The organism is Escherichia sp. WS547 (genome assembly GCF_046486065.1).
GTDB lineage: Bacteria > Pseudomonadota > Gammaproteobacteria > Enterobacterales > Enterobacteriaceae > Escherichia > Escherichia coli.
The window spans coordinates 180,905-207,546 of the sequence record NZ_JBJQMA010000003.1 but is presented as its reverse complement, the minus strand read 5'-3'; the positions used below and the strand labels follow the sequence as shown (position 1 = coordinate 207,546).

At 52.5% G+C, this 26,642-nt stretch carries 20 protein-coding genes, 1 tRNA gene and 1 pseudogene; 16 read left to right on the top strand and 6 right to left on the bottom strand.

Annotation, left to right across the window (positions count from 1 at the left end):
• Positions 1 to 49: 49 nt before the first annotated feature.
• Positions 50 to 667 (top strand): glycerol-3-phosphate 1-O-acyltransferase PlsY, encoded by a 618-nt coding sequence (plsY, locus tag ACJHWK_RS04690; RefSeq protein ID WP_001272796.1) that lies wholly within the window; start codon positions 50 to 52, stop codon positions 665 to 667.
• Between the two features lie 12 nt (positions 668 to 679).
• Here the strand turns inward: plsY and ttdR are convergent, their stop codons facing one another.
• Positions 680 to 1,612 carry an L-tartrate utilization transcriptional activator TtdR gene (gene ttdR, locus ACJHWK_RS04685; protein WP_001521355.1) on the bottom strand — a complete coding sequence of 311 codons (933 nt, stop codon included), beginning with the start codon at positions 1,610 to 1,612 and terminating at the stop codon, positions 680 to 682.
• Between the two features lie 206 nt (positions 1,613 to 1,818).
• On the opposite strand from ttdR, the gene ttdA reads away from it, so the two are divergent.
• Genes ttdA through ttdT form a run of 3 tightly spaced genes read left to right on the top strand, consistent with a single transcriptional unit; the run spans position 1,819 to position 4,844 of the window.
• Positions 1,819 to 2,730, top strand: a complete 912-nt coding sequence (gene ttdA, locus ACJHWK_RS04680; protein ID WP_000986806.1) for a L(+)-tartrate dehydratase subunit alpha — start codon at positions 1,819 to 1,821, stop codon at positions 2,728 to 2,730.
• Positions 2,727 to 3,332 (top strand): L(+)-tartrate dehydratase subunit beta, encoded by a 606-nt coding sequence (gene ttdB / locus ACJHWK_RS04675; RefSeq protein WP_000722957.1) that lies wholly within the window; start codon positions 2,727 to 2,729, stop codon positions 3,330 to 3,332. Before ttdA ends, ttdB begins: the two co-directional genes overlap by 4 nt.
• A 48-nt stretch (positions 3,333 to 3,380) precedes the next feature.
• Positions 3,381 to 4,844 carry an L-tartrate/succinate antiporter gene (ttdT, locus tag ACJHWK_RS04670; RefSeq protein ID WP_001521359.1) on the top strand — a complete coding sequence of 488 codons (1,464 nt, stop codon included), beginning with the start codon at positions 3,381 to 3,383 and terminating at the stop codon, positions 4,842 to 4,844.
• Between the two features lie 42 nt (positions 4,845 to 4,886).
• Here ttdT and tsaD read toward each other — a convergent pair whose 3' ends face one another.
• Positions 4,887 to 5,900 (bottom strand): tRNA (adenosine(37)-N6)-threonylcarbamoyltransferase complex transferase subunit TsaD, encoded by a 1,014-nt coding sequence (tsaD, locus tag ACJHWK_RS04665; RefSeq protein WP_001521360.1) that lies wholly within the window; start codon positions 5,898 to 5,900, stop codon positions 4,887 to 4,889.
• Between the two features lie 237 nt (positions 5,901 to 6,137).
• Here tsaD and rpsU point away from each other — a divergent pair, with 237 nt between their 5' ends.
• The 3 genes from rpsU to rpoD all read left to right on the top strand — a co-directional run bounded on the left by rpsU (position 6,138) and on the right by rpoD (position 10,245).
• Complete coding sequence (gene rpsU, locus ACJHWK_RS04660; RefSeq protein ID WP_001144069.1) at positions 6,138 to 6,353, top strand: 30S ribosomal protein S21; 216 nt, start codon at positions 6,138 to 6,140, stop codon at positions 6,351 to 6,353.
• 110 nt (positions 6,354 to 6,463) lie between these two features.
• Entirely contained in the window at positions 6,464 to 8,209 is a 1,746-nt protein-coding gene (gene dnaG / locus ACJHWK_RS04655; protein WP_000918837.1) for a DNA primase, read from the top strand.
• A gap of 194 nt (positions 8,210 to 8,403) precedes the next feature.
• Positions 8,404 to 10,245 (top strand): RNA polymerase sigma factor RpoD, encoded by a 1,842-nt coding sequence (gene rpoD / locus ACJHWK_RS04650; protein ID WP_000437371.1) that lies wholly within the window; start codon positions 8,404 to 8,406, stop codon positions 10,243 to 10,245.
• A gap of 78 nt (positions 10,246 to 10,323) precedes the next feature.
• Here the strand turns inward: rpoD and mug are convergent, their stop codons facing one another.
• A complete protein-coding gene (mug, locus tag ACJHWK_RS04645) occupies positions 10,324 to 10,830 on the bottom strand; it encodes a G/U mismatch-specific DNA glycosylase (RefSeq protein WP_000228937.1) in 507 nt (168 codons plus the stop codon).
• 124 nt (positions 10,831 to 10,954) lie between these two features.
• Here mug and ACJHWK_RS04640 point away from each other — a divergent pair.
• Positions 10,955 to 11,030, top strand: a tRNA-Ile gene (locus ACJHWK_RS04640).
• A gap of 53 nt (positions 11,031 to 11,083) precedes the next feature.
• Here the strand turns inward: ACJHWK_RS04640 and nfeF are convergent.
• Positions 11,084 to 11,848, bottom strand: a complete 765-nt coding sequence (nfeF, locus tag ACJHWK_RS04635; RefSeq protein ID WP_170886161.1) for an NADPH-dependent ferric chelate reductase NfeF — start codon at positions 11,846 to 11,848, stop codon at positions 11,084 to 11,086.
• Between the two features lie 276 nt (positions 11,849 to 12,124).
• On the opposite strand from nfeF, the gene nfeR reads away from it, so the two are divergent.
• The gene (gene nfeR / locus ACJHWK_RS04630) at positions 12,125 to 12,748 is read left to right on the top strand and encodes a DNA-binding transcriptional regulator NfeR (protein WP_000018005.1); all 624 of its coding nucleotides are present in this window, start codon (positions 12,125 to 12,127) and stop codon (positions 12,746 to 12,748) included.
• Positions 12,749 to 12,854: 106 nt separating this feature from the next.
• On the opposite strand, the gene aer is transcribed toward nfeR, so the two are convergent.
• Entirely contained in the window at positions 12,855 to 14,375 is a 1,521-nt protein-coding gene (gene aer / locus ACJHWK_RS04625) for an aerotaxis sensor receptor Aer (RefSeq protein ID WP_000094730.1), read from the bottom strand.
• 417 nt (positions 14,376 to 14,792) lie between these two features.
• Here aer and ygjG point away from each other — a divergent pair, with 417 nt between their 5' ends.
• On the top strand, positions 14,793 to 16,172 hold the full coding sequence (gene ygjG, locus ACJHWK_RS04620; protein WP_001309772.1) for a putrescine aminotransferase: 1,380 nt from the start codon (positions 14,793 to 14,795) through the stop codon (positions 16,170 to 16,172).
• A gap of 41 nt (positions 16,173 to 16,213) precedes the next feature.
• On the opposite strand, the gene ACJHWK_RS04615 is transcribed toward ygjG, so the two are convergent.
• A complete protein-coding gene (locus tag ACJHWK_RS04615) occupies positions 16,214 to 16,546 on the bottom strand; it encodes a tRNA-binding protein (protein ID WP_000450588.1) in 333 nt (110 codons plus the stop codon).
• Between the two features lie 218 nt (positions 16,547 to 16,764).
• Here ACJHWK_RS04615 and ebgR point away from each other — a divergent pair, with 218 nt between their 5' ends.
• From ebgR to ygjK, 6 genes and pseudogenes are all read left to right on the top strand, one after another.
• Positions 16,765 to 17,748, top strand: a complete 984-nt coding sequence (gene ebgR / locus ACJHWK_RS04610) for a transcriptional regulator EbgR (protein ID WP_410234798.1) — start codon at positions 16,765 to 16,767, stop codon at positions 17,746 to 17,748.
• Positions 17,749 to 17,931: 183 nt separating this feature from the next.
• A complete protein-coding gene (gene ebgA / locus ACJHWK_RS04605; protein WP_021523277.1) occupies positions 17,932 to 21,024 on the top strand; it encodes a beta-galactosidase subunit alpha in 3,093 nt (1,030 codons plus the stop codon).
• Positions 21,021 to 21,470, top strand: coding sequence for a beta-galactosidase subunit beta (locus tag ACJHWK_RS04600; RefSeq protein ID WP_170886163.1), 450 nt, complete (start codon positions 21,021 to 21,023; stop codon positions 21,468 to 21,470). Before ebgA ends, ACJHWK_RS04600 begins: the two co-directional genes overlap by 4 nt.
• A 62-nt stretch (positions 21,471 to 21,532) precedes the next feature.
• Positions 21,533 to 22,966 carry an amino acid permease gene (locus ACJHWK_RS04595; RefSeq protein ID WP_001285446.1) on the top strand — a complete coding sequence of 478 codons (1,434 nt, stop codon included), beginning with the start codon at positions 21,533 to 21,535 and terminating at the stop codon, positions 22,964 to 22,966.
• 133 nt (positions 22,967 to 23,099) lie between these two features.
• Positions 23,100 to 24,170: pseudogene (ygjJ, locus tag ACJHWK_RS04590) on the top strand (protein YgjJ).
• Positions 24,171 to 24,186: 16 nt separating this feature from the next.
• Positions 24,187 to 26,538, top strand: coding sequence for an alpha-glucosidase (gene ygjK, locus ACJHWK_RS04585; RefSeq protein ID WP_170886165.1), 2,352 nt, complete (start codon positions 24,187 to 24,189; stop codon positions 26,536 to 26,538).
• Positions 26,539 to 26,642: the final 104 nt, after the last annotated feature.

The following is a 26,642-nucleotide window of genomic DNA, read 5'->3' as shown; positions in this document are numbered from 1 at the left end:
TTATCCACAGATTCATCGTTGAACACGAATTTTCAAAACGGAACAGCTTATGAGTGCAATCGCGCCTGGAATGATCCTCATCGCGTACCTCTGCGGCTCCATCTCCAGTGCCATTCTGGTTTGCCGCTTGTGTGGGCTGCCCGATCCGCGAACCAGCGGCTCCGGCAATCCAGGCGCAACCAATGTGTTACGTATCGGTGGCAAGGGAGCAGCCGTAGCAGTACTGATTTTCGACGTTCTGAAAGGAATGTTGCCTGTCTGGGGCGCGTATGAATTAGGTGTCAGCCCCTTCTGGCTAGGCTTAATTGCCATCGCCGCCTGTCTTGGACATATCTGGCCCGTTTTCTTCGGTTTTAAAGGAGGAAAAGGCGTTGCTACCGCTTTTGGTGCCATCGCACCAATTGGCTGGGATCTCACCGGAGTAATGGCGGGAACCTGGTTACTGACCGTGCTATTGAGCGGATATTCGTCGCTGGGAGCGATTGTCAGTGCACTGATTGCTCCGTTTTATGTCTGGTGGTTTAAGCCACAATTCACCTTCCCGGTTTCGATGCTCTCTTGCCTGATCCTGCTGCGTCATCATGACAACATCCAGCGTCTGTGGCGTCGTCAGGAGACAAAAATCTGGACGAAATTCAAAAGAAAGCGCGAAAAGGATCCCGAGTGATTTCTGGTGGATCTACATAATCTGATAGCCTTCGTCGGGCTTGCCCAGCCGTTGCTGGCACCATGCCGCCAGAAATTCCACGCAGACACGTAATTTCATGCTGCGATAGAGCGGCTCCCGGTAAACAGCCCAGATATTGGCGCTTTGTGCGTACTCCGGCAATACTCGCACCAGTTTGCCACTCTCCAGAAACGGTAAAACATCCCACTCAGAACGCAGCATAATTCCTTTTCCTTCCAGCGCCCATTGCAGCACAATCTCGCCGCTATTGGAGGAAAGATGCCCGCTTACCTTCACCGATTTTTTCTCCTGACCGTTCCCCAACTCCCATATTCCGTGGGTCATATCACGCTCTTTGGTCACCAGACAATCATGACGACTTAATTCCTGTAAGGATTGTGGCTGCGGATATTTTTGCAGATACTCAGGTGCTGCACATAATATTCGTTTATTTTTTGTCAAAAGATGCGCAATATAATAATCAGGAATTTCGTCATTAATACGAATATCCAGATCAATATTATCCTGCACTAAATCAATTTGCCGATCGAACAATTCAAAATGCACCTGTAACTCAGGATAATTGCGCATCAGTTCGGTAATGGCTGGCGCAATATGGCTGCGCCCAAAACCAAAACTACAGCCAATACGAATCATCCCCTCCGGGCGCGTTTTGATTTGCGTAACGTCATCGACCAGTCGCTGATATTGGGTGAGGATTTCCAGCGCATGCTCGTAACAACGTTGGCCACTTTCAGTCAGCGCCACGCCGCGAGCGGAGCGGTTCAGCAGCGTTGTTGCCAGCGTATTTTCAAGGATTTGGATCCGCTTGGTGACAAATGCAGGCGTTTGCCCAAGCGTCGCCGCTGCAGCACTAAAACTCCCGCTGTGGACGATTTCTACCAGTACCTGCAAGTCTTTGGCTAAAGGCCAGCTATTCAGCATCGTTAATTATCCGCAGTTGTGATAAGCGCAGTGTATTTCGCAAAACATTGCCATTCCCTGCTCTGGCGCAATATTCATTCTTATTTTCGCGTTGATTCACGAACTGTGAATTACATATTCACGGTGGCAAAAAATATAAAACCACATTTTTAGTGGTAGTTTGTGGCGGTGAATTTTTCCAGACAAATACATAAACTGGAGTTGCCATGATGAGCGAAAGTAATAAGCAACAGGCAGTGAATAAGTTGACGGAGATTGTCGCTAACTTTACCGCCATGATTTCTACCCGAATGCCCGATGACGTGGTGGATAAACTAAAACAGCTAAAGGATGCCGAAACGTCGTCGATGGGGAAAATCATCTACCACACGATGTTCGACAACATGCAAAAAGCAATCGACCTGAATCGTCCTGCCTGTCAGGACACCGGGGAGATTATGTTCTTCGTTAAAGTCGGTTCCCGTTTCCCGCTGCTTGGCGAGCTGCAAAGCATTCTTAAGCAAGCTGTGGAAGAAGCAACCGTCAAAGCGCCACTGCGCCACAACGCGGTGGAAATTTTTGACGAAGTGAACACCGGCAAAAATACCGGCAGCGGCGTACCGTGGGTCACCTGGGATATCGTCCCCGACGGTGACGATGCGGAAATCGAAGTTTACATGGCAGGCGGCGGCTGCACGCTACCTGGCCGCTCGAAAGTGTTAATGCCGTCAGAAGGCTACGAAGGCGTAGTGAAATTCGTCTTCGAAAATATTTCCACCCTCGCCGTAAACGCCTGTCCACCGGTACTGGTAGGCGTGGGCATCGCCACCTCGGTGGAAACCGCCGCAGTGCTCTCGCGTAAAGCCATTTTGCGCCCGATTGGCAGCCGCCACCCCAATCCGAAAGCGGCAGAGCTGGAGCTACGCCTGGAAGAAGGACTCAACCGTTTGGGGATTGGTCCACAAGGGCTGACTGGCAACAGTTCAGTGATGGGCGTACATATCGAATCTGCCGCCCGCCATCCGTCAACCATCGGCGTTGCTGTTTCTACAGGCTGCTGGGCGCATCGTCGCGGCACACTGCTGGTTCATGCCGATCTCACCTTTGAAAATCTGTCTCACACCCGGAGCGCGTTATGAAAAAGATCCTGACAACCCCGATCAAAGCTGAAGATCTGCAAGATATTCGCGTCGGCGATGTGATCTACCTGACCGGTACGCTGGTAACCTGCCGCGACGTTTGTCACCGCCGCTTGATCGAACTGAAACGTCCGATCCCTTACGATCTCAACGGCAAAGCGATTTTCCACGCTGGCCCCATCGTGCGCAAAAACGGCGACAAATGGGAGATGGTATCCGTCGGCCCGACAACCAGTATGCGTATGGAAAGTTTTGAACGTGAATTTATCGAACAGACCGGCGTGAAACTGGTGGTCGGCAAAGGCGGAATGGGGCCGCTGACCGAAGAAGGCTGTCAGAAATTCAAGGCGCTACATGTGATTTTCCCGGCAGGCTGCGCAGTACTGGCGGCAACCCAGGTGGAAGAGATTGAAGAAGTGCACTGGACAGAACTCGGGATGCCGGAGTCGCTGTGGGTCTGCCGGGTCAAAGAGTTCGGTCCGCTGATTGTCTCTATTGATACCCACGGCAACAACCTGATAGCCGAAAACAAAAAGCTGTTCGCCGAACGCCGCGATCCCATCGTGGAAGAGATTTGCGAGCACGTCCACTACATCAAATAACCCTCCCGGAGAGGCTCACCCCCTCTCCTTTTTCGCAGGCATAACACGATGAAACCTTCCACTGAATGGTGGCGATACCTTGCGCCGCTGGCGGTCATCGCCATTATTGCTCTAATTCCGGTTCCCGCAGGGCTGGAGAGTCATACCTGGCTCTACTTTGCCGTTTTTACTGGCGTGATCGTTGGACTGATCCTCGAACCCGTGCCGGGGGCCGTGGTGGCGATGGTGGGTATCTCCATTATCGCCATTCTCTCGCCGTGGCTGCTGTTTAGCCCGGAGCAGCTCGCCCAACCAGGTTTTAAGTTCACCGCCAAATCCCTCTCGTGGGCGGTTTCTGGTTTTTCTAATTCGGTTATCTGGCTGATTTTCGCCGCCTTTATGTTTGGCACAGGCTATGAAAAAACCGGGCTTGGACGCCGCATTGCGCTGATTCTGGTGAAAAAGATGGGGCATCGTACGCTGTTTCTCGGCTATGCGGTGATGTTCTCCGAGCTGATCCTGGCACCTGTAACACCGTCCAACTCGGCGCGCGGTGCGGGGATTATCTATCCCATCATCCGTAACCTGCCACCGCTCTATCAATCACAACCAAACGACAGCAGTTCGCGCAGCATTGGCTCGTACATCATGTGGATGGGGATTGTTGCCGACTGCGTGACCAGCGCCATTTTCCTGACGGCGATGGCACCTAACTTGCTGTTAATTGGCCTGATGAAAAGCGCATCTCACGCCACACTGAGTTGGGGCGACTGGTTCCTCGGGATGTTGCCGCTCAGTATTTTACTGGTTCTGCTGGTTCCCTGGCTGGCTTACGTGCTGTACCCGCCGGTACTGAAGTCTGGTGATCAGGTGCCGCGCTGGGCAGAGACGGAACTGCAGGCAATGGGCCCGCTCTGTTCGCGTGAAAAACGGATGCTGGGGCTGATGGTAGGCGCGCTGGTGCTGTGGATTTTCGGCGGTGATTATATCGATGCCGCGATGGTCGGTTACAGCGTGGTGGCGCTGATGCTGCTTCTGCGCATTATCAGTTGGGACGACATTGTCAGTAATAAAGCGGCGTGGAACGTTTTCTTCTGGCTGGCCTCGCTTATCACCCTCGCTACCGGACTCAACAACACCGGTTTTATTAGCTGGTTTGGCAAACTGTTAGCAGGCAGCTTAAACGGTTATTCGCCAACGATGGTGATGGTGGCGTTGATTGTGGTCTTTTATCTGCTGCGCTACTTCTTTGCCAGCGCCACGGCGTATACCTCCGCTCTCGCGCCGATGATGATTGCCGCCGCGCTGGCGATGCCGGAAATCCCGCTTCCCGTGTTCTGCCTGATGGTTGGCGCGGCAATTGGTCTGGGGAGCATTCTTACGCCATACGCCACCGGACCCAGTCCGATTTACTACGGTAGTGGTTATCTGCCAACGGTGGATTACTGGCGACTGGGGGCAATTTTTGGGCTGATATTCCTCGTGTTGCTGGTGATTACCGGCTTACTGTGGATGCCCATGGTGTTGCTTTAAGTGAGGACGGTGCCGGAAGTGACTCTCCGGCACCTAATAGTTTTACGCGGCCGGTAACTCTGCCAGCGGCCAGCGCGGACGCACGCTAACGCCAAGATCCGCCGTCGCGCCTGCTTTAAACCGCACCATTCCGGCATAGGCGATCATCGCGCCGTTATCAGTACAAAATTCCGGACGCGCGTAGAACACTTCGCCACGGCGTTTTTTCATCATTTCAGCCAGCTTCGCCCGTAACGTGCGGTTAGCACTCACGCCACCTGCCATTACCAGTCGCTTAAAGCCCATCTGATCCAGCGCTCGCTTACACTTAATCATCAACGTATCGACCACCGCATCTTCAAAGGCGCGGGCGATATCAGCACGCGTCTGGTCGTCGGTGCCGTTATCACGAATGGTATTTGCCGCGAAGGTTTTCAGACCAGAAAAGCTGAAATCCAGCCCCGGACGGTCGGTCATCGGGCGCGGGAAGACAAAGCGCCCGGCAGTACCCTGAGCCGCCATTTTCGACAGTAATGGCCCGCCAGGATAATCCAGCCCCAGCAGCTTCGCGGTTTTATCAAACGCTTCACCAGCCGCATCATCGATAGACTCGCCGAGCAGCTCGTACTGACCAATGCCAGTCACGCTGATTAACTGCGTATGACCGCCGGAAACCAGCAGCGCGACAAACGGAAATTCCGGTGGGTTATCTTCCAGCATCGGCGCTAACAGATGCCCTTCCATATGGTGTACCGGGATCGCCGGAACGTCCCAGGCAAACGCCAGAGAACGCCCCACGGTCGCGCCAACCAGCAGCGCGCCGACTAATCCAGGGCCTGCGGTATAGGCCACAGCATCAATGTCTTTTGCCGTTAAACCTGACTCCTTTAGCGCCGCCTGGATCAACGGTACGGTTTTACGCACGTGATCGCGGGAGGCCAGTTCAGGCACGACGCCGCCGTAGTCAGCGTGCAATTTCACCTGACTATACAATTGGTTGGCTAACAAACCTTTTTCATCGTCGTAAATGGCGATGCCGGTTTCATCGCAGGAAGTTTCAATACCCAGTACACGCATGACTTGTTTTACCTCGCTTTATTACCGCGCAGTGTAGGACCAATGCGGGTTGATGTAAAACTTTGTTCGCCCCTGGAGAAAGCCTCGTGTATACTCCTCACCCTTATAAAAGTCCCTTTCAAAAAAGGCCGCGGTGCTTTACAAAGCAGCAGCAATTGCAGTAAAATTCCGCACCATTTTGAAATAAGCTGGCGTTGATGCCAGCGGCAAACCGAATTAATCAAAGGTGAGAGGCACATGCCGGTAATTAAAGTACGTGAAAACGAGCCGTTCGACGTAGCTCTGCGTCGCTTCAAGCGTTCCTGCGAAAAAGCAGGTGTTCTGGCGGAAGTTCGTCGTCGTGAGTTCTATGAAAAACCGACTACCGAACGTAAGCGCGCTAAAGCTTCTGCAGTGAAACGTCACGCGAAGAAACTGGCTCGCGAAAACGCACGCCGCACTCGTCTGTACTAATTCCCCGAGAGCGTTGCTCTCCGATCAGACCGAGTTGTAGTTGTAAGGCCGTGCTTCCGAAAGGAATGCGCGGCTTATTTTCGTTTATGAATTGCTAAAAATCGGGGCCTATGGCTGGACGAATCCCACGCGTATTCATTAATGATCTGCTGGCACGCACTGACATCGTCGATCTGATCGATGCCCGTGTGAAGCTGAAAAAGCAGGGCAAGAATTTCCACGCGTGTTGTCCATTCCACAACGAGAAAACCCCGTCATTCACCGTTAACGGTGAGAAACAGTTTTACCACTGCTTTGGATGTGGCGCGCACGGCAACGCGATCGACTTCCTGATGAACTACGACAAGCTTGAGTTCGTCGAAACGGTCGAAGAGCTGGCGGCAATGCACAATCTTGAAGTGCCATTTGAAGCAGGTAGCGGCCCCAGCCAGATCGAGCGCCATCAACGGCAAACGCTTTATCAGTTGATGGACGGTCTGAATACGTTTTACCAACAATCTTTACAGCAACCTGTTGCCACGTCTGCGCGCCAGTATCTGGAAAAACGCGGATTAAGCCACGAGGTTATCGCCCGCTTTGCGATTGGTTTTGCGCCCCCCGGCTGGGACAACGTCCTGAAGCGGTTTGGCGGCAATCCAGAAAATCGCCAGTCATTGATTGATGCGGGCATGTTGGTCACTAACGATCAGGGGCGCAGTTACGACCGTTTCCGCGAGCGGGTGATGTTCCCCATTCGTGATAAACGCGGTCGGGTGATTGGTTTTGGTGGACGCGTGCTGGGCAACGATACCCCCAAATACCTGAACTCGCCGGAAACGGACATTTTCCATAAAGGCCGCCAGCTTTACGGTCTTTATGAAGCGCAGCAGGATAACGCTGAACCCAATCGTCTGCTTGTGGTCGAAGGCTATATGGACGTGGTGGCGCTGGCGCAATACGGCATTAATTACGCCGTTGCGTCGTTAGGTACGTCAACCACCGCCGATCACATACAACTGTTGTTCCGCGCGACCAACAATGTCATTTGCTGTTATGACGGCGACCGTGCAGGCCGCGATGCCGCCTGGCGAGCGCTGGAAACGGCGCTGCCTTACATGACAGACGGTCGTCAGCTACGCTTTATGTTTTTGCCTGATGGCGAAGACCCTGACACGCTGGTACGAAAAGAAGGTAAACAAGCGTTTGAAGCGCGGATGGAGCAGGCGATGCCGCTCTCCGCATTTCTGTTTAACAGCCTGATGCCGCAAGTTGATCTGAGTACCCCTGACGGGCGCGCACGTTTGAGTACGCTGGCACTGCCATTGATATCGCAAGTGCCGGGCGAAACGCTGCGAATATATCTTCGTCAGGAATTAGGCAACAAATTAGGCATACTTGATGACAGCCAGCTTGAACGATTAATGCCAAAAGCGGCAGAGAGCGGCGTTTCTCGCCCTGTTCCGCAGCTAAAACGCACGACCATGCGTATACTTATAGGGTTGCTGGTGCAAAATCCAGAATTAGCGACGTTGGTCCCGCCGCTTGAGAATCTGGATGAAAATAAGCTCCCTGGACTTGGCTTATTCAGAGAACTGGTCAACACTTGTCTCTCTCAGCCAGGTCTGACCACCGGGCAACTTTTAGAGCACTATCGTGGTACAAATAATGCTGCCACCCTTGAAAAACTGTCGATGTGGGACGATATAGCAGATAAGAATATTGCTGAGCAAACCTTCACCGACTCACTCAACCATATGTTTGATTCGCTGCTTGAACTGCGCCAGGAAGAGTTAATCGCTCGTGAGCGCACGCATGGTTTAAGCAACGAAGAACGCCTGGAGCTCTGGACATTAAACCAGGAGCTGGCGAAAAAGTGATTTAACGGCTTAAGTGCCGAAGAGCGATCGGGAAGCCCCCGACAGCCGCACTGAGAGGCAGCGGCAAATATATAAGTACGCCCTCGTAATTATCGTTGGCGGTAAACAACCGTTGGATTTCAGCGTTAACGGCTGAAGGACATCGGGTCAATCGCCCAACACCAACCTCATGAAATAAGTGTGGATACCGTCTTATGGAGCAAAACCCGCAGTCACAGCTGAAACTTCTTGTCACCCGTGGTAAGGAGCAAGGCTATCTGACCTATGCCGAGGTCAATGACCATCTGCCGGAAGATATCGTCGATTCAGATCAGATCGAAGACATCATCCAAATGATCAACGACATGGGCATTCAGGTGATGGAAGAAGCACCGGATGCCGATGATCTGATGCTGGCTGAAAACACCGCGGACGAAGATGCTGCCGAAGCCGCCGCGCAGGTGCTTTCCAGCGTGGAATCTGAAATCGGGCGCACGACTGACCCGGTACGCATGTACATGCGTGAAATGGGCACCGTTGAACTGTTGACCCGCGAAGGCGAAATTGACATCGCTAAGCGTATTGAAGACGGGATCAACCAGGTTCAATGCTCCGTTGCTGAATATCCGGAAGCGATCACCTATCTGCTGGAACAGTACGATCGTGTTGAAGCAGAAGAAGCGCGTCTGTCCGATCTGATCACCGGCTTTGTTGACCCGAACGCAGAAGAAGATCTGGCACCTACCGCCACTCACGTCGGTTCTGAGCTTTCCCAGGAAGATCTGGACGATGACGAAGATGAAGACGAAGAAGATGGCGATGACGACAGCGCCGATGATGACAACAGCATCGACCCGGAACTGGCTCGTGAAAAATTTGCGGAACTGCGCGCTCAGTACGTTGTAACGCGTGACACCATCAAAGCGAAAGGTCGCAGTCACGCTGCCGCTCAGGAAGAGATCCTGAAACTGTCTGAAGTATTCAAACAGTTCCGCCTGGTGCCGAAGCAGTTTGACTACCTGGTCAACAGCATGCGCGTCATGATGGACCGCGTTCGTACGCAAGAACGTCTGATCATGAAGCTCTGTGTTGAGCAGTGCAAAATGCCGAAGAAAAACTTCATTACCCTGTTTACCGGCAACGAAACCAGCGATACCTGGTTCAACGCGGCAATTGCGATGAACAAGCCGTGGTCGGAAAAACTGCACGATGTCTCTGAAGAAGTGCATCGCGCCCTGCAGAAACTGCAGCAGATTGAAGAAGAAACCGGCCTGACCATCGAGCAGGTTAAAGATATCAACCGTCGTATGTCCATCGGTGAAGCAAAAGCCCGCCGTGCGAAGAAAGAGATGGTTGAAGCGAACTTACGTCTGGTTATTTCTATCGCCAAGAAATACACCAACCGTGGCTTGCAGTTCCTTGACCTGATTCAGGAAGGTAACATCGGCCTGATGAAAGCGGTTGATAAATTCGAATACCGCCGTGGTTACAAGTTCTCCACCTACGCAACCTGGTGGATCCGTCAGGCGATCACCCGTTCTATCGCGGATCAGGCGCGCACCATCCGTATTCCGGTGCATATGATTGAGACTATCAACAAACTCAACCGTATTTCTCGCCAGATGCTGCAAGAGATGGGCCGTGAACCGACGCCGGAAGAACTGGCTGAACGTATGCTGATGCCGGAAGACAAGATCCGCAAAGTGCTGAAGATCGCCAAAGAGCCAATCTCCATGGAAACGCCGATCGGTGATGATGAAGATTCGCATCTGGGGGATTTCATCGAGGATACCACCCTCGAGCTGCCGCTGGATTCTGCGACCACCGAAAGCCTGCGTGCGGCAACGCACGACGTGCTGGCTGGCCTGACCGCGCGTGAAGCAAAAGTTCTGCGTATGCGTTTCGGTATCGATATGAACACCGACCACACGCTGGAAGAAGTGGGTAAACAGTTCGACGTTACCCGCGAACGTATCCGTCAGATCGAAGCGAAGGCGCTGCGCAAACTGCGTCACCCGAGCCGTTCTGAAGTGCTGCGTAGCTTCCTGGACGATTAATCGGTAGGCCGGATCAGGCGTTACGCCGCACCCGGCACTAGGCCCTCTGCACAAACGCCACCTTTTCGGTGGCGTTTTTTATCGCCCACGCACTACCAGCGCCTGGTCCAGCTCGCGATACGCTTCAACCAGTTTCTCCAGTGAAACGCGACTTAAACCACTGGGATTTGGCAGCACCCAAATCTGCGTCGAACCAATGGTGAGCGTTTGTTTCCCCCACTGTGCACCGCGCTGGCTGAATCCCTGTTCATATGCTTGTTTGCCCAGAATCGCCAACGCCTGCGGCTGATAATCTTCAATTTTTTCAATCAGCTTACGCCCGCCTGCGTGTAGCTCCTGCTTTGAAACTTCATTGGCTTGCACCGTTGGACGGTCTACCAGTTTGGTGACGCCACAACGATAATCCAGCAGATGCTGTGCCTCCTGCGGCTTCAACTGACGGTCGGTAAACCCGGCCTGATATATCACCTTCCAGAAGCGATTTGCCGGATGAGCAAAGGGAAAACCAGTCCCGGCGGATGAAAGCCCAGGGTTGATACCGCAAAACACGACCCGTAACCCTGGAGCCAAAATATCCTCAACCATATTTACTCCTTTCTAACATCACCAGGAAAAGTATAACGGATTGAAAATACATTGTTTATAAAAACAGCAGGCGCGCGGTAATGGCTGGATTGCGACACGGAGTTACTTTATAATCCGCTACCATGGCCCCTTAGCTCAGTGGTTAGAGCAGGCGACTCATAATCGCTTGGTCGCTGGTTCAAGTCCAGCAGGGGCCACCAGATATAGCAAAGGCTGACGAGAAATCGTCAGCCTTTTTCTTTTTATATATCAGTTACTTTGCGTGCCAGTAAGCCGCTGCACGTACCCGCTGTGGGTCATACTGTTCCGCTTCAAAGCGGCGGCTTAAATTCTTAACGACTTTGCCTTCGCCGGTTATCCAGATGAAGTAATCATCGGCAGGGATTTGCATCTGCGCCAGACGCGCATCTACCGCCTGCTCATCATGCGCCAGCCATTCGATATTAAAACCATCAAGGTGCGCGAGATAATCCTGGCAGGCGTGATCCCGCACGCTAACCAGTGCGCTAACTTGCGGTTTAACAGCAAGTTTGCTCAACGTTTCCAGGCGGCGGCGCAGTGCGGGCATTCCGGATTCATCGCAGACATACAGCTGATACGCGTAATCCTCTGGCACCACCAGCGAACCGCGCGGACCTGCCACCGTGAGTTTATCGCCCGGTTGCGCCTGCATTGCCCAGCTGCTGGCGACGCCACCGTCGTGAATAAAGAAATCAATCGCCAGTTCATGGCGTAGTTCGTCATACAGCGGCGTATAGTCACGCGACGGTGGGCGTGGTCCTTCCGGCCAGATGATGCCCTCTTCCGTTACCGTTGGCGGCACAAAGTGAGCATCAGATTGAGGAAAGAAGAGTTTGCTGTGATCGTCAAAGCCGCGCGATGTAAAACCGTCCAGCGCCTCGCCGCCAAGGACAATGCGCTGAAAACCGGCGCTAATACGCTCAGCGCGTAGCACAGTCAATTCACGGAAGCGCAGATCATTGCGAACGCGCTGCGGGTAGCGGGGGGAGTTATTCATTGTTATCGCCTTCGTGATAGTAATCAGATATATCTAAATAAATTTCGCAAATGATAATGATTGTTAATCATGATAAATGCAAGCGATTTGTAGAACTGATATATCTGAAGTATGAGAAGACATTCAGCGTCGTAGCAAGGCTGCCGGATGCGGCGTGAACGAATTATCCGGCCTGGATGTGAGGTGTATTCACGTTTAAAAATCATTTTTATACTTGCAAAAGCGCTCATATCAGATATAAATTAGATATATCTAATTAAGCAAAAGGAGGCTGATATGAGCCATCATCACGAAGGGTGTTGTAAACATGAAGGCCAGCCACGCCATGAAGGCTGCTGCAAAGGTGAGAAGTCAGAACATGAGCACTGCGGACACGGTCACCAGCATGAACACGGTCAATGCTGCGGTGGTCGCCACGGTCGCGGCGGCGGTCGTCGGCAGCGTTTCTTTGGTCACGGTGAATTGCGTCTGGTGATTCTGGATATTCTCTCGCGCGATGACAGCCACGGTTACGAATTGATTAAAGCGATTGAGAATCTAACCCAGGGGAATTACACCCCAAGCCCGGGCGTCATCTACCCAACGCTGGATTTTCTGCAGGAGCAGTCGCTGATTACCATCCGCGAAGAGGAAGGTGGTAAGAAGCAGATTGCACTGACCGAACAGGGCGCGCAGTGGCTGGAAGAAAACCGCGAACAGGTGGAGATGATCGAAGAACGCATCAAAGCGCGTTGCGTTGGTGCTGCACTCCGCCAGAACCCGCAAATGAAGCGGGCGCTGGATAATTTTAAAGCGGTGCTGGATTTACGCGTCAACCAGAGCGATATCACTGATGCGCAGATAAAAAAGATCATTGCGGTGATCGACCGCGCCGCTTTTGATATTACGCAACTGGATTAATCACCGATTGCCGGATGCGGCGTACCCTACACACCCCGTAGGCCTGATAAGATGCGCCAGCATCGCATCAGGCATCGTGTATCAAACACCGGATCCGGCATATCGATTAATGCAGCACCGTCACCGCGTCTTCCAGTCGGCTGGCGCGGTGTTTTACCATCGCCGACACCTGCGCACTCTCTTCCACCAGCTCGGCATTTTTCTGGGTGATGAGGTTAAGCTCATCCACTGCACGGGTCAGGCTGGAAAGCCCATCGGCCTGTTCCAGCGTTGAATGGCTAATCTGGGCGATCAATTGGGTGACGTTTTTCACCTGTGCCACAATATCTTCCATCGTCCGTCCGGCTGCATGTACCTGCTGCGAACCGGATTGCACCTTATCAGCACTGGCATCAATCAGCTTGCGAATATCGTTGGCAGCATTGGCGCTGCGGCTGGCTAAATGACGCACTTCCCCTGCCACCACTGCAAAACCTTTGCCTTGTTCGCCGGCTCGTGCCGCTTCCACCGCCGCATTCAGGGCCAGAATATTGGTCTGAAACGCAATATCGTTAATCAGCGAAGTAATGGTGCCAATGCGCTGGGTACTGTCGGCGATATCGTCCATTGTCTTGATCACCGTGGTCATCGCCTCCCCGCCCTGCACTGCCGCATTACTGGCAGTGATAGAAAGTTTATCGGCAGCCGACGCCGTGGCAGAGTTCTGTTTCACCGACGCCGCCATTTGGTTCATGGTCGCCACCGTTTGCTGAACGTTATCAACTGTCTGCTGGGTATGTTCGTTCAGTTCATCGGTGCCTTTCGCCAGCGTCTCACTGCCATTTCTGACACTGGACACCTGGCTTGAGACATCGTTAATTAGCCAACGGCACATCAGGCCAAGCTGCCCTACCGCGCGTAATGTCAGCCCCAGCTCATCGCTGCGATTCAGATGCTCAACACTATTACGCTCTCCGGTCGCCACCTTCAGTGCCTGACGGGCGACATTTTCTATCGGGCGGACAATCTGCCATTCAAAACAGGCGCTTGCCAACAATACCACTAACGCACAGAGGATATACGTCACCACTGGGGCAGCAACAAACCAAAGCATGACCGCCAGCAAGATAAACATCAGGGTCATCACGCCACGCGCCCGCCAGCGAAGCGGTAATGAAGGCAGTTTACCCAGCCAGCCTTTACGCACCACCAGGCCTTTATGAATACGCTTACTGGTACGTCCGGCGTTCAACGCTTTGTACAGCGGCTCTACCGCCGCGATCTCTTCATCCGTCGCCCGGGTGCGAATCGACATATAGCCACTGATTTTTCCCTCGCGCACCATCGGTACCGCATTGGCCCGCACCCAATAATGGTCGCCATTTTTGCGGCGATTTTTCACGATGCCGCTCCAGGGCTCCCCTTTTTTCAGGGTGAACCACATATCCGCAAACGCCGCTTTTGGCATATCCGGGTGACGCACCATGTTGTGCGGTTGACCTTGTAACTCTTGCAAGGTATAGCCGCTCACCTGCACAAAAGTGTCATTAGCATGAGTGATATAGCTTTGCAGATCGGTAGTGGACATCAGAGTGGTATCGTCCGCCAGCGGGGTATTTTGCTGGGTGACATACGGATGAGAAGACATGTTCGCGTCCTGTGCAGGTTATATGGTTGTTAACTTCTTGTCAGAGTTTATGTCGGCCCCGCTGCGGTTATCTTTAACTGATTAATTTGATTTAGATCGCAATTTGCGATTAAAGCATAAATCTAATCCCTTGATTTAAAATACTTTCACTCTGTTACTATACGAAAACGTTAATTATCTTGCCCAAAAATCAGGCAGTTGTTGCCCTGAAAGTGTGCATTTGCGCAGCAATCGCCAAATCCATACCCGACAAAAACCGTGCAAAATAACAACAGATGTTAACAAATAGCATTAAATATTGCGCAAATGATAACCACATTTGTGTTTATCCCGATTTTCGCGATCGCAGCCGGAGTGGCGCAATCCCTGCAATACTTAAATCGGTATCATGTGATACGCGAGCCTCCGGAGCATATTTTGAACAGGTTACCTTCGAGCGCATCGGCTTTAGCGTGCAGCGCCCACGCCCTGAATCTCATTGAGAAGCGAACACTAGATCATGAGGAGATGAAAGCACTTAACCGGGAGGTGATTGAATACTTCAAAGAGCATGTCAATCCGGGGTTTTTAGAGTATCGCAAATCTGTTACCGCCGGCGGGGATTACGGAGCCGTAGAGTGGCAAGCGGGAGGTTTAAATACGCTTGTCGACACCCAGGGACAGGAGTTTATCGACTGCCTTGGAGGTTTTGGAATTTTCAACGTGGGGCACCGTAATCCAGTTGTGGTTTCCGCCGTACAGAATCAACTTGCGAAACAACCGCTGCACAGCCAGGAGCTGCTCGATCCGTTACGGGCGATGCTGGCGAAAACCCTTGCGGCGCTAACGCCCGGTAAACTGAAATACAGCTTCTTCTGTAATAGCGGCACCGAGTCCGTTGAAGCAGCGCTGAAGCTGGCGAAGGCTTATCAGTCACCGCGCGGCAAGTTTACTTTTATTGCCACCAGCGGCGCGTTCCACGGTAAATCACTTGGCGCGCTGTCGGCCACGGCGAAATCGACCTTCCGCAAACCATTTATGCCGCTGCTGCCAGGGTTCCGTCATGTACCGTTTGGCAATATCGAAGCCATGCGCACGGCCCTTAGCGAGTGCAAAAAAACCGGTGATGATGTGGCTGCAGTGATCCTCGAACCGATTCAGGGTGAAGGTGGCGTAATTCTGCCGCCGCCGGGCTATCTCACCGCCGTGCGTAAGCTGTGCGATGAGTTCGGCGCACTGATGATCCTCGATGAAGTACAAACCGGTATGGGGCGCACGGGCAAGATGTTCGCCTGCGAACATGAGAACGTACAGCCGGACATCCTGTGCCTGGCAAAAGCCCTCGGCGGCGGCGTGATGCCGATTGGCGCAACCATCGCTACTGAAGAGGTGTTCTCAGTCCTGTTCGACAACCCGTTCCTGCATACCACCACCTTTGGCGGCAACCCGCTGGCCTGTGCGGCGGCGCTGGCGACCATCAATGTGTTGCTGGAACAAAACTTACCGGCTCAGGCTGAACAAAAAGGCGATATGTTGCTGGACGGTTTCCGTCAACTGGCGCGGGAATATCCCGATCTGGTACAGGAAGCGCGTGGTAAAGGGATGTTAATGGCGATTGAGTTTGTTGATAACGAAATCGGCTATAACTTTGCCAGCGAGATGTTCCGCCAGCGCGTTCTGGTGGCCGGAACGCTCAATAACGCCAAAACGATCCGCATTGAACCGCCACTGACACTGACCATTGAACAGTGTGAACTGGTGATCAAAGCGGCGCGTAAGGCGCTGGCGGCCATGCGAGTAAGTGTCGAAGAAGCGTAATATCAAATCGGATGGCGATTCGACGTCGCCATCCGATTGTTTTATACGATACGAACGCCCGCAGGCATCATCCGCTCCGGCGTTAACAACACGCTTTCACTGCCGTCATCGGTTTCCGCACACAACAGCATGCATTCCGACGTTTCACCACGCATTTTCGCTTTTTGCAGATTGCATAAGACCACCACCGTTTTCCCCATCAGCTCTTCTTCGCTGTAGTACGGCACCAGGCTAGTCACGGTTTGCAGTGTTTTTTCCCCCACATCAACCTGTACGATGTACAGCTTGTCGGCGTTTTCATGGCGTTTCACTTCCACAATCTTTCCGACGCGCATTTCCAGACGTGCAAAATCAGCGTAAGCCACGGTTTCCATTGTTTCCTCCCTTCGGGTAAAATTTTACTAAACTATAGCAAAAGTTTTTCTCAATCCTGTAGGCTAAAAATGGAGAATGCAGGCGTGATCACATTCGTGAGCCGCTGTGTTACCGTTACAGCGTCAAAGAAACGCGCTTTATTTACTGAAAACAGGTGACCCGATAAGCACTTCCTCTACAATGGGGGCGCACATCAGGGAAAGTAAAAAAGGTAAACATGGCAACACTAAAAGACATCGCAATCGAAGCTGGCGTATCCCTGGCGACAGTATCCAGGGTCTTAAATGACGATCCAACATTGAATGTGAAAGAAGAGACGAAACATCGCATTCTCGAGATCGCCGAAAAGCTGGAGTACAAGACCAGTAGTGCCCGTAAACTCCAGACAGGTGCAGTCAACCAACACCATATTCTGGCTATCTACAGCTACCAACAGGAGCTGGAGATCAACGATCCTTACTATCTGGCGATCCGCCACGGCATTGAAACTCAGTGCGAAAAGCTGGCGATCGAACTGACCAACTGTTATGAACACAGCGGATTACCAGACATTAAAAACGTCACCGGTATTTTAATTGTCGGCAAACCCACGCCCGCCCTGCGCGCCGCCGCCTGTGCGTTGACCGACAATATCTGTTTTATCGACTTTCACGAACCCGGCAGCGGTTACGATGCGGTGGATATCGATCTGGCACGCATCAGTAAAGAAATCATCGACTTCTATATCAACCAGGGCGTTAATCGCATTGGTTTTATTGGCGGTGAAGATGAGCCTGGCAAGGCGGATATTCGTGAGGTCGCCTTTGCGGAATCTGGCCGACTGAAACAAGTGGTACGCGAAGAGGATATCTGGCGCGGAGGCTTTTCCAGTTCGTCGGGCTATGAACTGGCAAAACAAATGTTGGCGCGGGAAGACTATCCGAAGGCACTGTTTGTTGCTTCCGATTCCATTGCTATCGGCGTACTGCGGGCGATTCATGAACGTGGCCTGAACATCCCACAGGATATTTCGCTTATCAGCGTTAATGATATCCCCACCGCGCGATTTACCTTTCCGCCGCTCTCCACCGTGCGCATCCATTCCGAAATGATGGGAAGCCAGGGCGTTAACCTAGTGTATGAAAAAGCCCGCGATGGTCGCGCGCTGCCGCTGTTAGTCTTCGTTCCCAGCAAATTAAAACTGCGCGGCACGACCCGTTAAATCCCCTTACACACTGTCCGGCAATCGTTTTTGCCGGACAGTGCTGCCGTTTATTTTCGTGATCCAGTTAAAGTAAATGCATTTACCTGCTACTTTTTAGTAAAAATTTTACTAAACTCCCCAGCAATTACACAAACTACCATCACCATGAATGGTTCCGATTTCTCTCTACCGGGAGGCCCTATGAATCGCTGGGAAAACATTCAGCTCACCCACGAAAACCGACTTGCGCCGCGTGCGTACTTTTTTTCATATGATTCTGTTGCGCAAGCGCGTACCTTTGCCCGTGAAACCAGCAGCCTGTTTCTGCCCTTAAGCGGTCAGTGGAATTTCCACTTTTTTGACCATCCGCTGCAAGTGCCAGAAGCCTTCACCTCTGAGTTAATGGCTGACTGGGGGCATATTACCGTCCCCGCCATGTGGCAAATGGAAGGTCACGGCAAACTGCAATATACCGACGAAGGTTTTCCGTTCCCCATCGATGTGCCGTTTGTCCCCAGCGATAACCCAACCGGTGCCTATCAACGTATTTTCACCCTCAGCGACGGCTGGCAGGGTAAACAGACGCTGATCAAATTTGACGGCGTCGAAACCTATTTTGAAGTCTACGTTAACGGTCAGTATGTGGGGTTCAGCAAGGGCAGTCGCCTGACCGCAGAGTTTGACATCAGCGCGATGGTTAAAACTGGCGACAACCTGTTGTGTGTGCGCGTGATGCAGTGGGCGGATTCCACCTACGTGGAAGACCAGGATATGTGGTGGTCGGCGGGGATTTTCCGCGATGTTTATCTGGTCGGAAAACAACTCACGCATATTAACGATTTCACCGTTCGTACCGACTTTGACGAAGCCTATTGCGATGCCACGCTTTCCTGCGAAGTGGTGCTGGAAAATCTCGCCGCCTCCCCTGTCGTCACAACGCTGGAATATACCCTGTTTGATGGCGAACGCGTGGTGCACAGTAGCGCCATTGATCATTTGGCAATTGAAAAACTGACCAGCGCCAGCTTTGCTTTTACTGTCGAACAGCCGCAGCAATGGTCAGCAGAATCCCCTTATCTTTACCATTTGGTCATGACGCTGAAAGACGCCGACGGCAACGTTCTGGAAGTGGTGCCACAACGCGTTGGCTTCCGTGATATCAAAGTGCGCGACGGTCTGTTCTGGATCAATAACCGTTATGTGATGCTGCACGGCGTCAACCGTCACGACAACGATCATCGCAAAGGCCGCGCCGTTGGAATGGATCGCGTCGAGAAAGATCTCCAGTTGATGAAGCAGCACAACATCAACTCCGTGCGTACCGCTCACTACCCGAACGATCCGCGTTTTTACGAACTGTGTGATATCTACGGCCTGTTTGTGATGGCGGAAACCGACGTCGAATCGCACGGCTTTGCTAACGTCGGCGATATCAGCCGTATTACCGACGATCCGCAGTGGGAAAAAGTCTACGTCGAGCGCATTGTTCGCCATATTCACGCGCAGAAAAACCATCCTTCGATCATCATCTGGTCGCTGGGCAATGAATCCGGCTATGGCTGTAACATCCGCGCGATGTACCATGCGGCGAAGGCGCTGGATGACACGCGACTGGTGCATTACGAAGAAGATCGCGATGCTGAAGTGGTCGATATTATTTCCACCATGTACACCCGCGTGCCGCTGATGAATGAGTTTGGTGAATACCCGCATCCGAAGCCGCGCATCATCTGTGAATATGCTCATGCGATGGGGAACGGACCGGGCGGGCTGACGGAGTACCAGAACGTCTTCTATAAGCACGATTGCATTCAGGGACATTATGTCTGGGAATGGTGCGACCACGGGATCCAGGCGCAGGATGACAACGGCAATGTCTGGTATAAATTCGGCGGCGACTACGGCGACTATCCCAACAACTATAACTTCTGTCTTGATGGTTTGATCTATTCCGATCAGACGCCGGGACCGGGCCTGAAAGAGTACAAACAGGTTATCGCGCCAGTAAAAATCCACGCGCTGGATCTGACTCGCGGCGAGCTGAAAGTCGAAAATAAACTGTGGTTTACCACGCTTGATGACTACACCCTGCACGCAGAGGTGCGCGCCGAAGGTGAAACGCTCGCGACGCAGCAGATTAAACTGCGCGACGTTGCGCCGAATAGCGAAGCCCCCTTACAGATCACGCTGCCGCAGCTGGACGCCCGCGAAGCGTTCCTCAACATTACGGTGACCAAAGATTCCCGCACCCGCTACAGCGAAGCCGGGCATTCTATCGCCACTTATCAGTTCCCGCTGAAGGAAAACACCGCGCAGCCAGTGCCTTTCGCACCAAATAATGCGCGTCCGCTGACGCTGGAAGACGATCGTTTGAGCTGCACCGTTCGCGGCTACAACTTCGCGATCACCTTCTCAAAAATGAGTGGCAAACCGACATCCTGGCAGGTAAATGGCGAGTCGCTGCTGACCCGCGAGCCAAAGATCAACTTCTTCAAGCCGATGATCGACAACCACAAGCAGGAGTACGAAGGGCTGTGGCAACCGAATCATTTGCAGATCATGCAGGAACATCTGCGCGACTTTGCCGTAGAACAGAGCGATGGTGAAGTGTTGATCATCAGCCGCACGGTTATTGCCCCGCCGGTGTTTGATTTCGGGATGCGCTGCACCTACATCTGGCGCATCGCTGCCGATGGCCAGGTTAACGTGGCGCTTTCCGGCGAGCGTTACGGCGACTATCCGCACATCATTCCGTGCATCGGTTTCACTATGGGGATTAACGGCGAATACGATCAGGTGGCGTATTACGGTCGTGGACCGGGCGAAAACTACGCCGACAGCCAGCAGGCTAACATCATCGATATCTGGCGCAGCACCGTCGATGCCATGTTCGAGAACTATCCCTTCCCGCAGAACAACGGCAACCGTCAGCATGTCCGCTGGACGGCACTGACTAACCGCCACGGCAACGGTCTGCTGGTGGTTCCGCAGCGCCCAATTAACTTCAGTGCCTGGCACTACACCCAGGAAAACATCCACGCTGCCCAGCACTGTAACGAGTTGCAGCGCAGTGATGACATCACCCTGAATCTCGACCACCAGCTGCTTGGCCTCGGCTCCAACTCCTGGGGCAGCGAGGTGCTGGACTCCTGGCGCGTCTGGTTCCGTGACTTCAGCTACGGCTTTACGTTGCTGCCGGTTTCTGGCGGAGAAGCTACCGCGCAAAGCCTGGCGTCGTATGAGTTCGGCGCAGGGTTCTTTTCCACGAATTTGCACAGCGAGAATAAGCAATGAGGATCATCGATAACTTAGAACAGTTCCGCCAGATTTACGCCTCTGGCAAGAAGTGGCAACGCTGCGTTGAAGCGATTGAAAATATCGACAACATTCAGCCTAGCGTCGCCCACTCCATCGGTGATTCATTGACCTACCGTGTGGAAAATGACTCCGCGACCGATGCGCTATTTACCGGACATCGACGCTATTTTGAAGTGCATTACTACCTGCAAGGGCAGCAAAAAATTGAATATGCGACGAAAGAGACATTACAGGTAGTGGAATATTATCGTGATGAAACTGACCGTGAATATTTAAAAGGCTGCGGAGAAACCGTTGAGGTCCACGAAGGGCAAATCGTTATTTGCGATATCCATGAAGCGTATCGGTTTATCTGCAATAACGCGGTCAAAAAAGTGGTTCTCAAAGTCACCATCGAAGATGGTTATTTCCATAACAAATAACAACTACGGCGGCAAAAGGAGTTTGCCGCCACCGCTACCCTACACATTTTCGGAGATGTGTTATGTCTGATACCAAACGTAATACAATCGGCAAATTCGGCTTACTCTCGCTGACTTTTGCCGCAGTTTACAGCTTTAACAACGTTATCAATAATAATATTGAGCTTGGACTGGCCTCGGCACCGATGTTTTTCCTCGCGACGATTTTTTATTTTATTCCCTTCTGTCTGATCATCGCAGAATTTGTTTCGTTAAATAAAAACTCAGAAGCTGGTGTCTACGCGTGGGTAAAAAGTTCGCTGGGCGGACGTTGGGCATTTATTACTGCCTATACCTATTGGTTCGTAAACCTGTTCTTTTTCACCTCGCTGTTGCCGCGCGTTATTGCTTATGCTTCGTATGCCTTCCTCGGCTACGAATATATTATGACACCGGTTGCCACCACCATTATCAGTATGGTGCTGTTCGCCTTCTCCACATGGGTTTCCACCAACGGGGCGAAAATGCTGGGGCCAATCACCTCCGTCACTTCAACGCTGATGCTGCTGTTAACGCTCTCCTACATTTTACTGGCAGGCACGGCGCTGGTTGGCGGCGTACAGCCTGCCGATCCGATCACCGTTGACGCGATGATCCCGAACTTCAACTGGGCGTTCCTCGGCGTGACCACCTGGATCTTTATGGCCGCAGGTGGCGCGGAGTCCGTCGCTGTGTACGTTAACGACGTCAAAGGCGGTTCGAAATCGTTCGTTAAAGTGATCATCCTCGCCGGGATTTTTATCGGCGTACTGTATTCCGTCTCCTCGGTGCTGATTAACGTCTTCGTCAGCAGCAAAGAGTTGAAATTTACTGGCGGATCGGTGCAGGTATTCCACGGTATGGCGGCGTATTTTGGTCTGCCGGAAGCGTTGATGAATCGCTTTGTCGGTCTGGTGTCCTTTACCGCGATGTTCGGTTCCCTGCTGATGTGGACCGCAACGCCGGTGAAAATTTTCTTCTCCGAAATCCCGGAAGGCATCTTTGGTAAGAAAACCGTCGAACTGAACGAAAACGGCGTTCCGGCGCGCGCAGCGTGGATCCAGTTCCTGATCGTCATCCCGCTGATGATTATCCCGATGCTCGGTTCCAATACCGTGCAGGATCTGATGAATACCATTATTAATATGACCGCCGCAGCGTCCATGCTTCCGCCGTTATTCATCATGCTGGCTTACCTGAATTTACGCGCCAAATTAGATCACCTGCCACGCGATTTCCGTATGGGCTCCCGCCGCACCGGTATTATCGTTGTTTCAATGCTGATTGCGATATTTGCCGTAGGGTTTGTCGCTTCGACATTCCCGACTGGCGCGAATATTCTGACCATCATTTTTTATAACGTCGGCGGTATTGTTATCTTCCTCGGCTTTGCGTGGTGGAAATACAGTAAATATATAAAGGGATTAACGGCTGAAGAGCGCCATATTGAAGCGACGCCAGCCAGCAATGTTGATTAAGCAGACTAATAAAAAATGAGCAGGCATTTTCCCTCTTCCTGGATGAGGAGAGGGAAAATAGTTTCTGCCTTTATATTTTTATAATTACAACGATAAAAGGCTGTATTTTTTCTTTAGCTCATGGATTAACACAATGAAATTAATCACTGCACCATGCAGAGCATTACTTGCTCTGCCGTTTTGCTACGCCTTTTCTGCGGCAGGAGAAGAAGTACGTCCGGCAGAACATGACGACACAAAAACGCCCGCCATTACCTCGATGTCTTCTCCTTCATTTCGTTTTTACGGCGAATTAGGGGTTGGTGGATATATGGATTTAGAGGGTGAGAATAAACATAAATACAGCGACGGCACCTATATTGAAGGTGGCCTGGAGATGAAGTACGGATCCTAGTTCGGCCTGATTTACGGCGAAGGCTGGACCGTGCAGGCCGACCACGACGGCAATGCCTGGGTTCCAGACCATAGCTGGGGTGGTTTCGAGGGCGGAATTAACCGTTTCTATGGCGGTTATCGTACCAATGATGGCACCGAAATCATGCTCAGTCTGCGTCAGGATTCCTCACTGGATGACCTGCAATGGTGGGGCGATTTCACCCCCGATCTGGGCTACGTCATTCCCAATACCCGCGACATTATGACCGCGCTGAAGGTGCAGAACTTAAGCGGCAACTTTCGTTATAGCGTTACCGCCACACCTGCCGGACATCATGACGAAAGCAAAGCCTGGCTACATTTTGGCAAGTACGATCGCTACGACGACAAATACACCTATCCGGCAATGATGAACGGTTACATCCAGTATGACCTTGCCGAAGGCATCACCTGGATGAACGGTCTGGAAATCACCGACGGCACAGGACAGCTCTATCTCACGGGCCTGCTTACTCCTAACTTTGCCGCTCGCGCCTGGCACCATACTGGACGCGCCGACGGGCTGGACGTACCGGGAAGTGAAAGCGGGATGATGGTGAGCGCCATGTATGAAGCGTTAAAGGGCGTTTATCTCTCCACCGCTTACACCTACGCCAAACATCGCCCTGACCACGCTGACGATGAAACCACCTCTTTCATGCAGTTTGGTATCTGGTACGAATACGGCGGCGGACGTTTCGCAACGGCTTTTGATAGCCGCTTCTACATGAAAAATGCCTCTCACGATCCCAGCGACCAAATCTTCCTGATGCAATATTTTTACTGGTAATAAGGACTGTAATCTCATGAAAATAAAAACTATTTTAACGCCAGTAACCTGCGCTCTGCTGATAAGTTTTTCCGCCCATGCCGCTGACGCCGACAATTATAAAAACGTGATTAACCGTACTGGCGCGCCGCAGTACATGAAGGATTACGATTACGACGATCACCAGCGTTTTAATCCGTTTTTCGATCTCGGAGCCTGGCATGGTCATCTGTTGCCAGACGGCCCGAATACCATGGGCGGTTTTCCAGGCGTTGCGCTGCTGACGGAAGAATACATCAACTTTATGGCCAGCAATTTCGACCGCCTGACCGTCTGGCAGGACGGCAAGAAAGTCGACTTCACGCTGGAGGCATACAGTATTCCCGGCGCGCTGGTGCAAAAACTGACAGCAAAAGATGTGCAGGTCGAAATGACTCTTCGCTTCGCCACGCCGCGCATGTCACTACTGGAAACCAAAATCACCAGCAATAAACCGCTGGATCTGGTGTGGGACGGTGAACTGCTGGAAAAACTGGAAGCGAAAGAAGGGAAACCGCTTTCCGATAAAACCATTGCTGGCGAGTACCCTGACTATCAGCGCAAAATCAGCGCCACCCGTGATGGCCTGAAAGTCACCTTTGGCAAAGTGCGCGCCACCTGGGATCTGCTGACCTCCGGTGAATCAGAATATCAGGTGCATAAATCCCTGCCGGTGCAGACTGAAATCAACGGTAATCGCTTTACCAGTAAGGCGCATATCAACGGTTCGACGACGCTCTACACCACCTATTCCCATCTGCTGACCGCTCAGGAAGTTAGCAAAGAGCAAATGCAGATCCGCGATATTCTGGCGCGTCCGGCGTTTTATCTCACCGCCTCGCAGCAACGCTGGGAAGAGTATCTGAAGAAAGGGTTAACCAATCCGGATGCGACGCCGGAACAGACGCGCGTCGCGGTGAAAGCGATCGAAACGCTCAACGGTAACTGGCGCTCACCGGGCGGTGCGGTGAAATATAACACCGTCACGCCGTCGGTGACTGGGCGCTGGTTCTCCGGCAATCAGACCTGGCCGTGGGATACCTGGAAGCAGGCGTTTGCGATGGCGCATTTCAATCCGGACATCGCCAAAGAGAATATCCGCGCGGTCTTCTCCTGGCAGATCCAGCCCGGCGACCGCGTGCGTCCGCAGGATGTGGGCTTTGTTCCCGACCTGATAGCGTGGAACCTTAGCCCCGAGCGTGGCGGCGATGGCGGCAACTGGAACGAACGTAATACCAAACCCAGCCTTGCCGCCTGGTCGGTGATGGAAGTGTACAACGTCACCCAGGATAAAGCCTGGTTGGCAGAGATGTACCCGAAGCTGGTGGCCTATCACGACTGGTGGTTACGTAACCGCGATCACAACGGCAACGGCGTGCCGGAATATGGCGCGACCCGCGACAAAGCCCACAACACCGAGAGCGGCGAGATGCTGTTTACGGTGAAAAAAGGCGACAAAGAAGAGACGCAGTCTGGGCTGAACAACTACGCCCGTGTGGTGGAGAAAGGCCAGTACGACAGTCTGGAAATTCCGGCACAGGTTGCTGCGTCGTGGGAATCAGGTCGTGATGACGCCGCCGTCTTTGGGTTTATCGACAAAGAACAGCTGGATAAATATGTCGCTAATGGCGGCAAACGTAGCGACTGGACGGTGAAATTCGCCGAAAACCGCAGTCAGGACGGAACGTTGCTGGGCTACTCGCTATTGCAGGAGTCGGTGGATCAGGCCAGCTATATGTACAGCGATAACCATTATCTGGCGGAGATGGCAACCATACTCGGTAAGCCGGAAGAGGCCCAACGCTATCGCCAGTTGGCACAGCAGCTCGCGGACTACATCAACACCTGTATGTTCGACCCGACTACACAATTCTACTATGACGTGCGCATTGAAGATAAACCACTGGCGAACGGCTGCGCGGGCAAACCGATTGTCGAGCGCGGTAAAGGGCCAGAAGGCTGGTCACCGCTGTTTAACGGTGCAGCAACGCAGGCCAACGCCGACGCGGTGGTGAAGGTGATGCTCGATCCTAAAGAGTTCAACACCTTTGTTCCGCTGGGAACGGCGGCGTTAACCAATCCGGCCTTTGGCGCAGATATTTACTGGCGCGGGCGCGTGTGGGTGGATCAGTTCTGGTTTGGTCTGAAAGGGATGGAGCGTTACGGTTATCGCGATGATGCCCTGAAGCTGGCGGATACGTTCTTCCAGCACGCCAAAGGATTAACCGCCGATGGTCCGATTCAGGAGAATTACAACCCGCTCACTGGCGCGCAGCAAGGAGCACCCAATTTCTCCTGGAGTGCCGCGCATTTGTATATGTTGTATAACGATTTTTTCCGTAAGCAGTAATTTGCAATGGCTGGCGGATGCGGCGTAAACGCCTTATCCGCCCTACATGTGCAATCCCCCAGGCCGGATAAAACGCGGCAAGCGTTGCATCCGGCGTTACCACC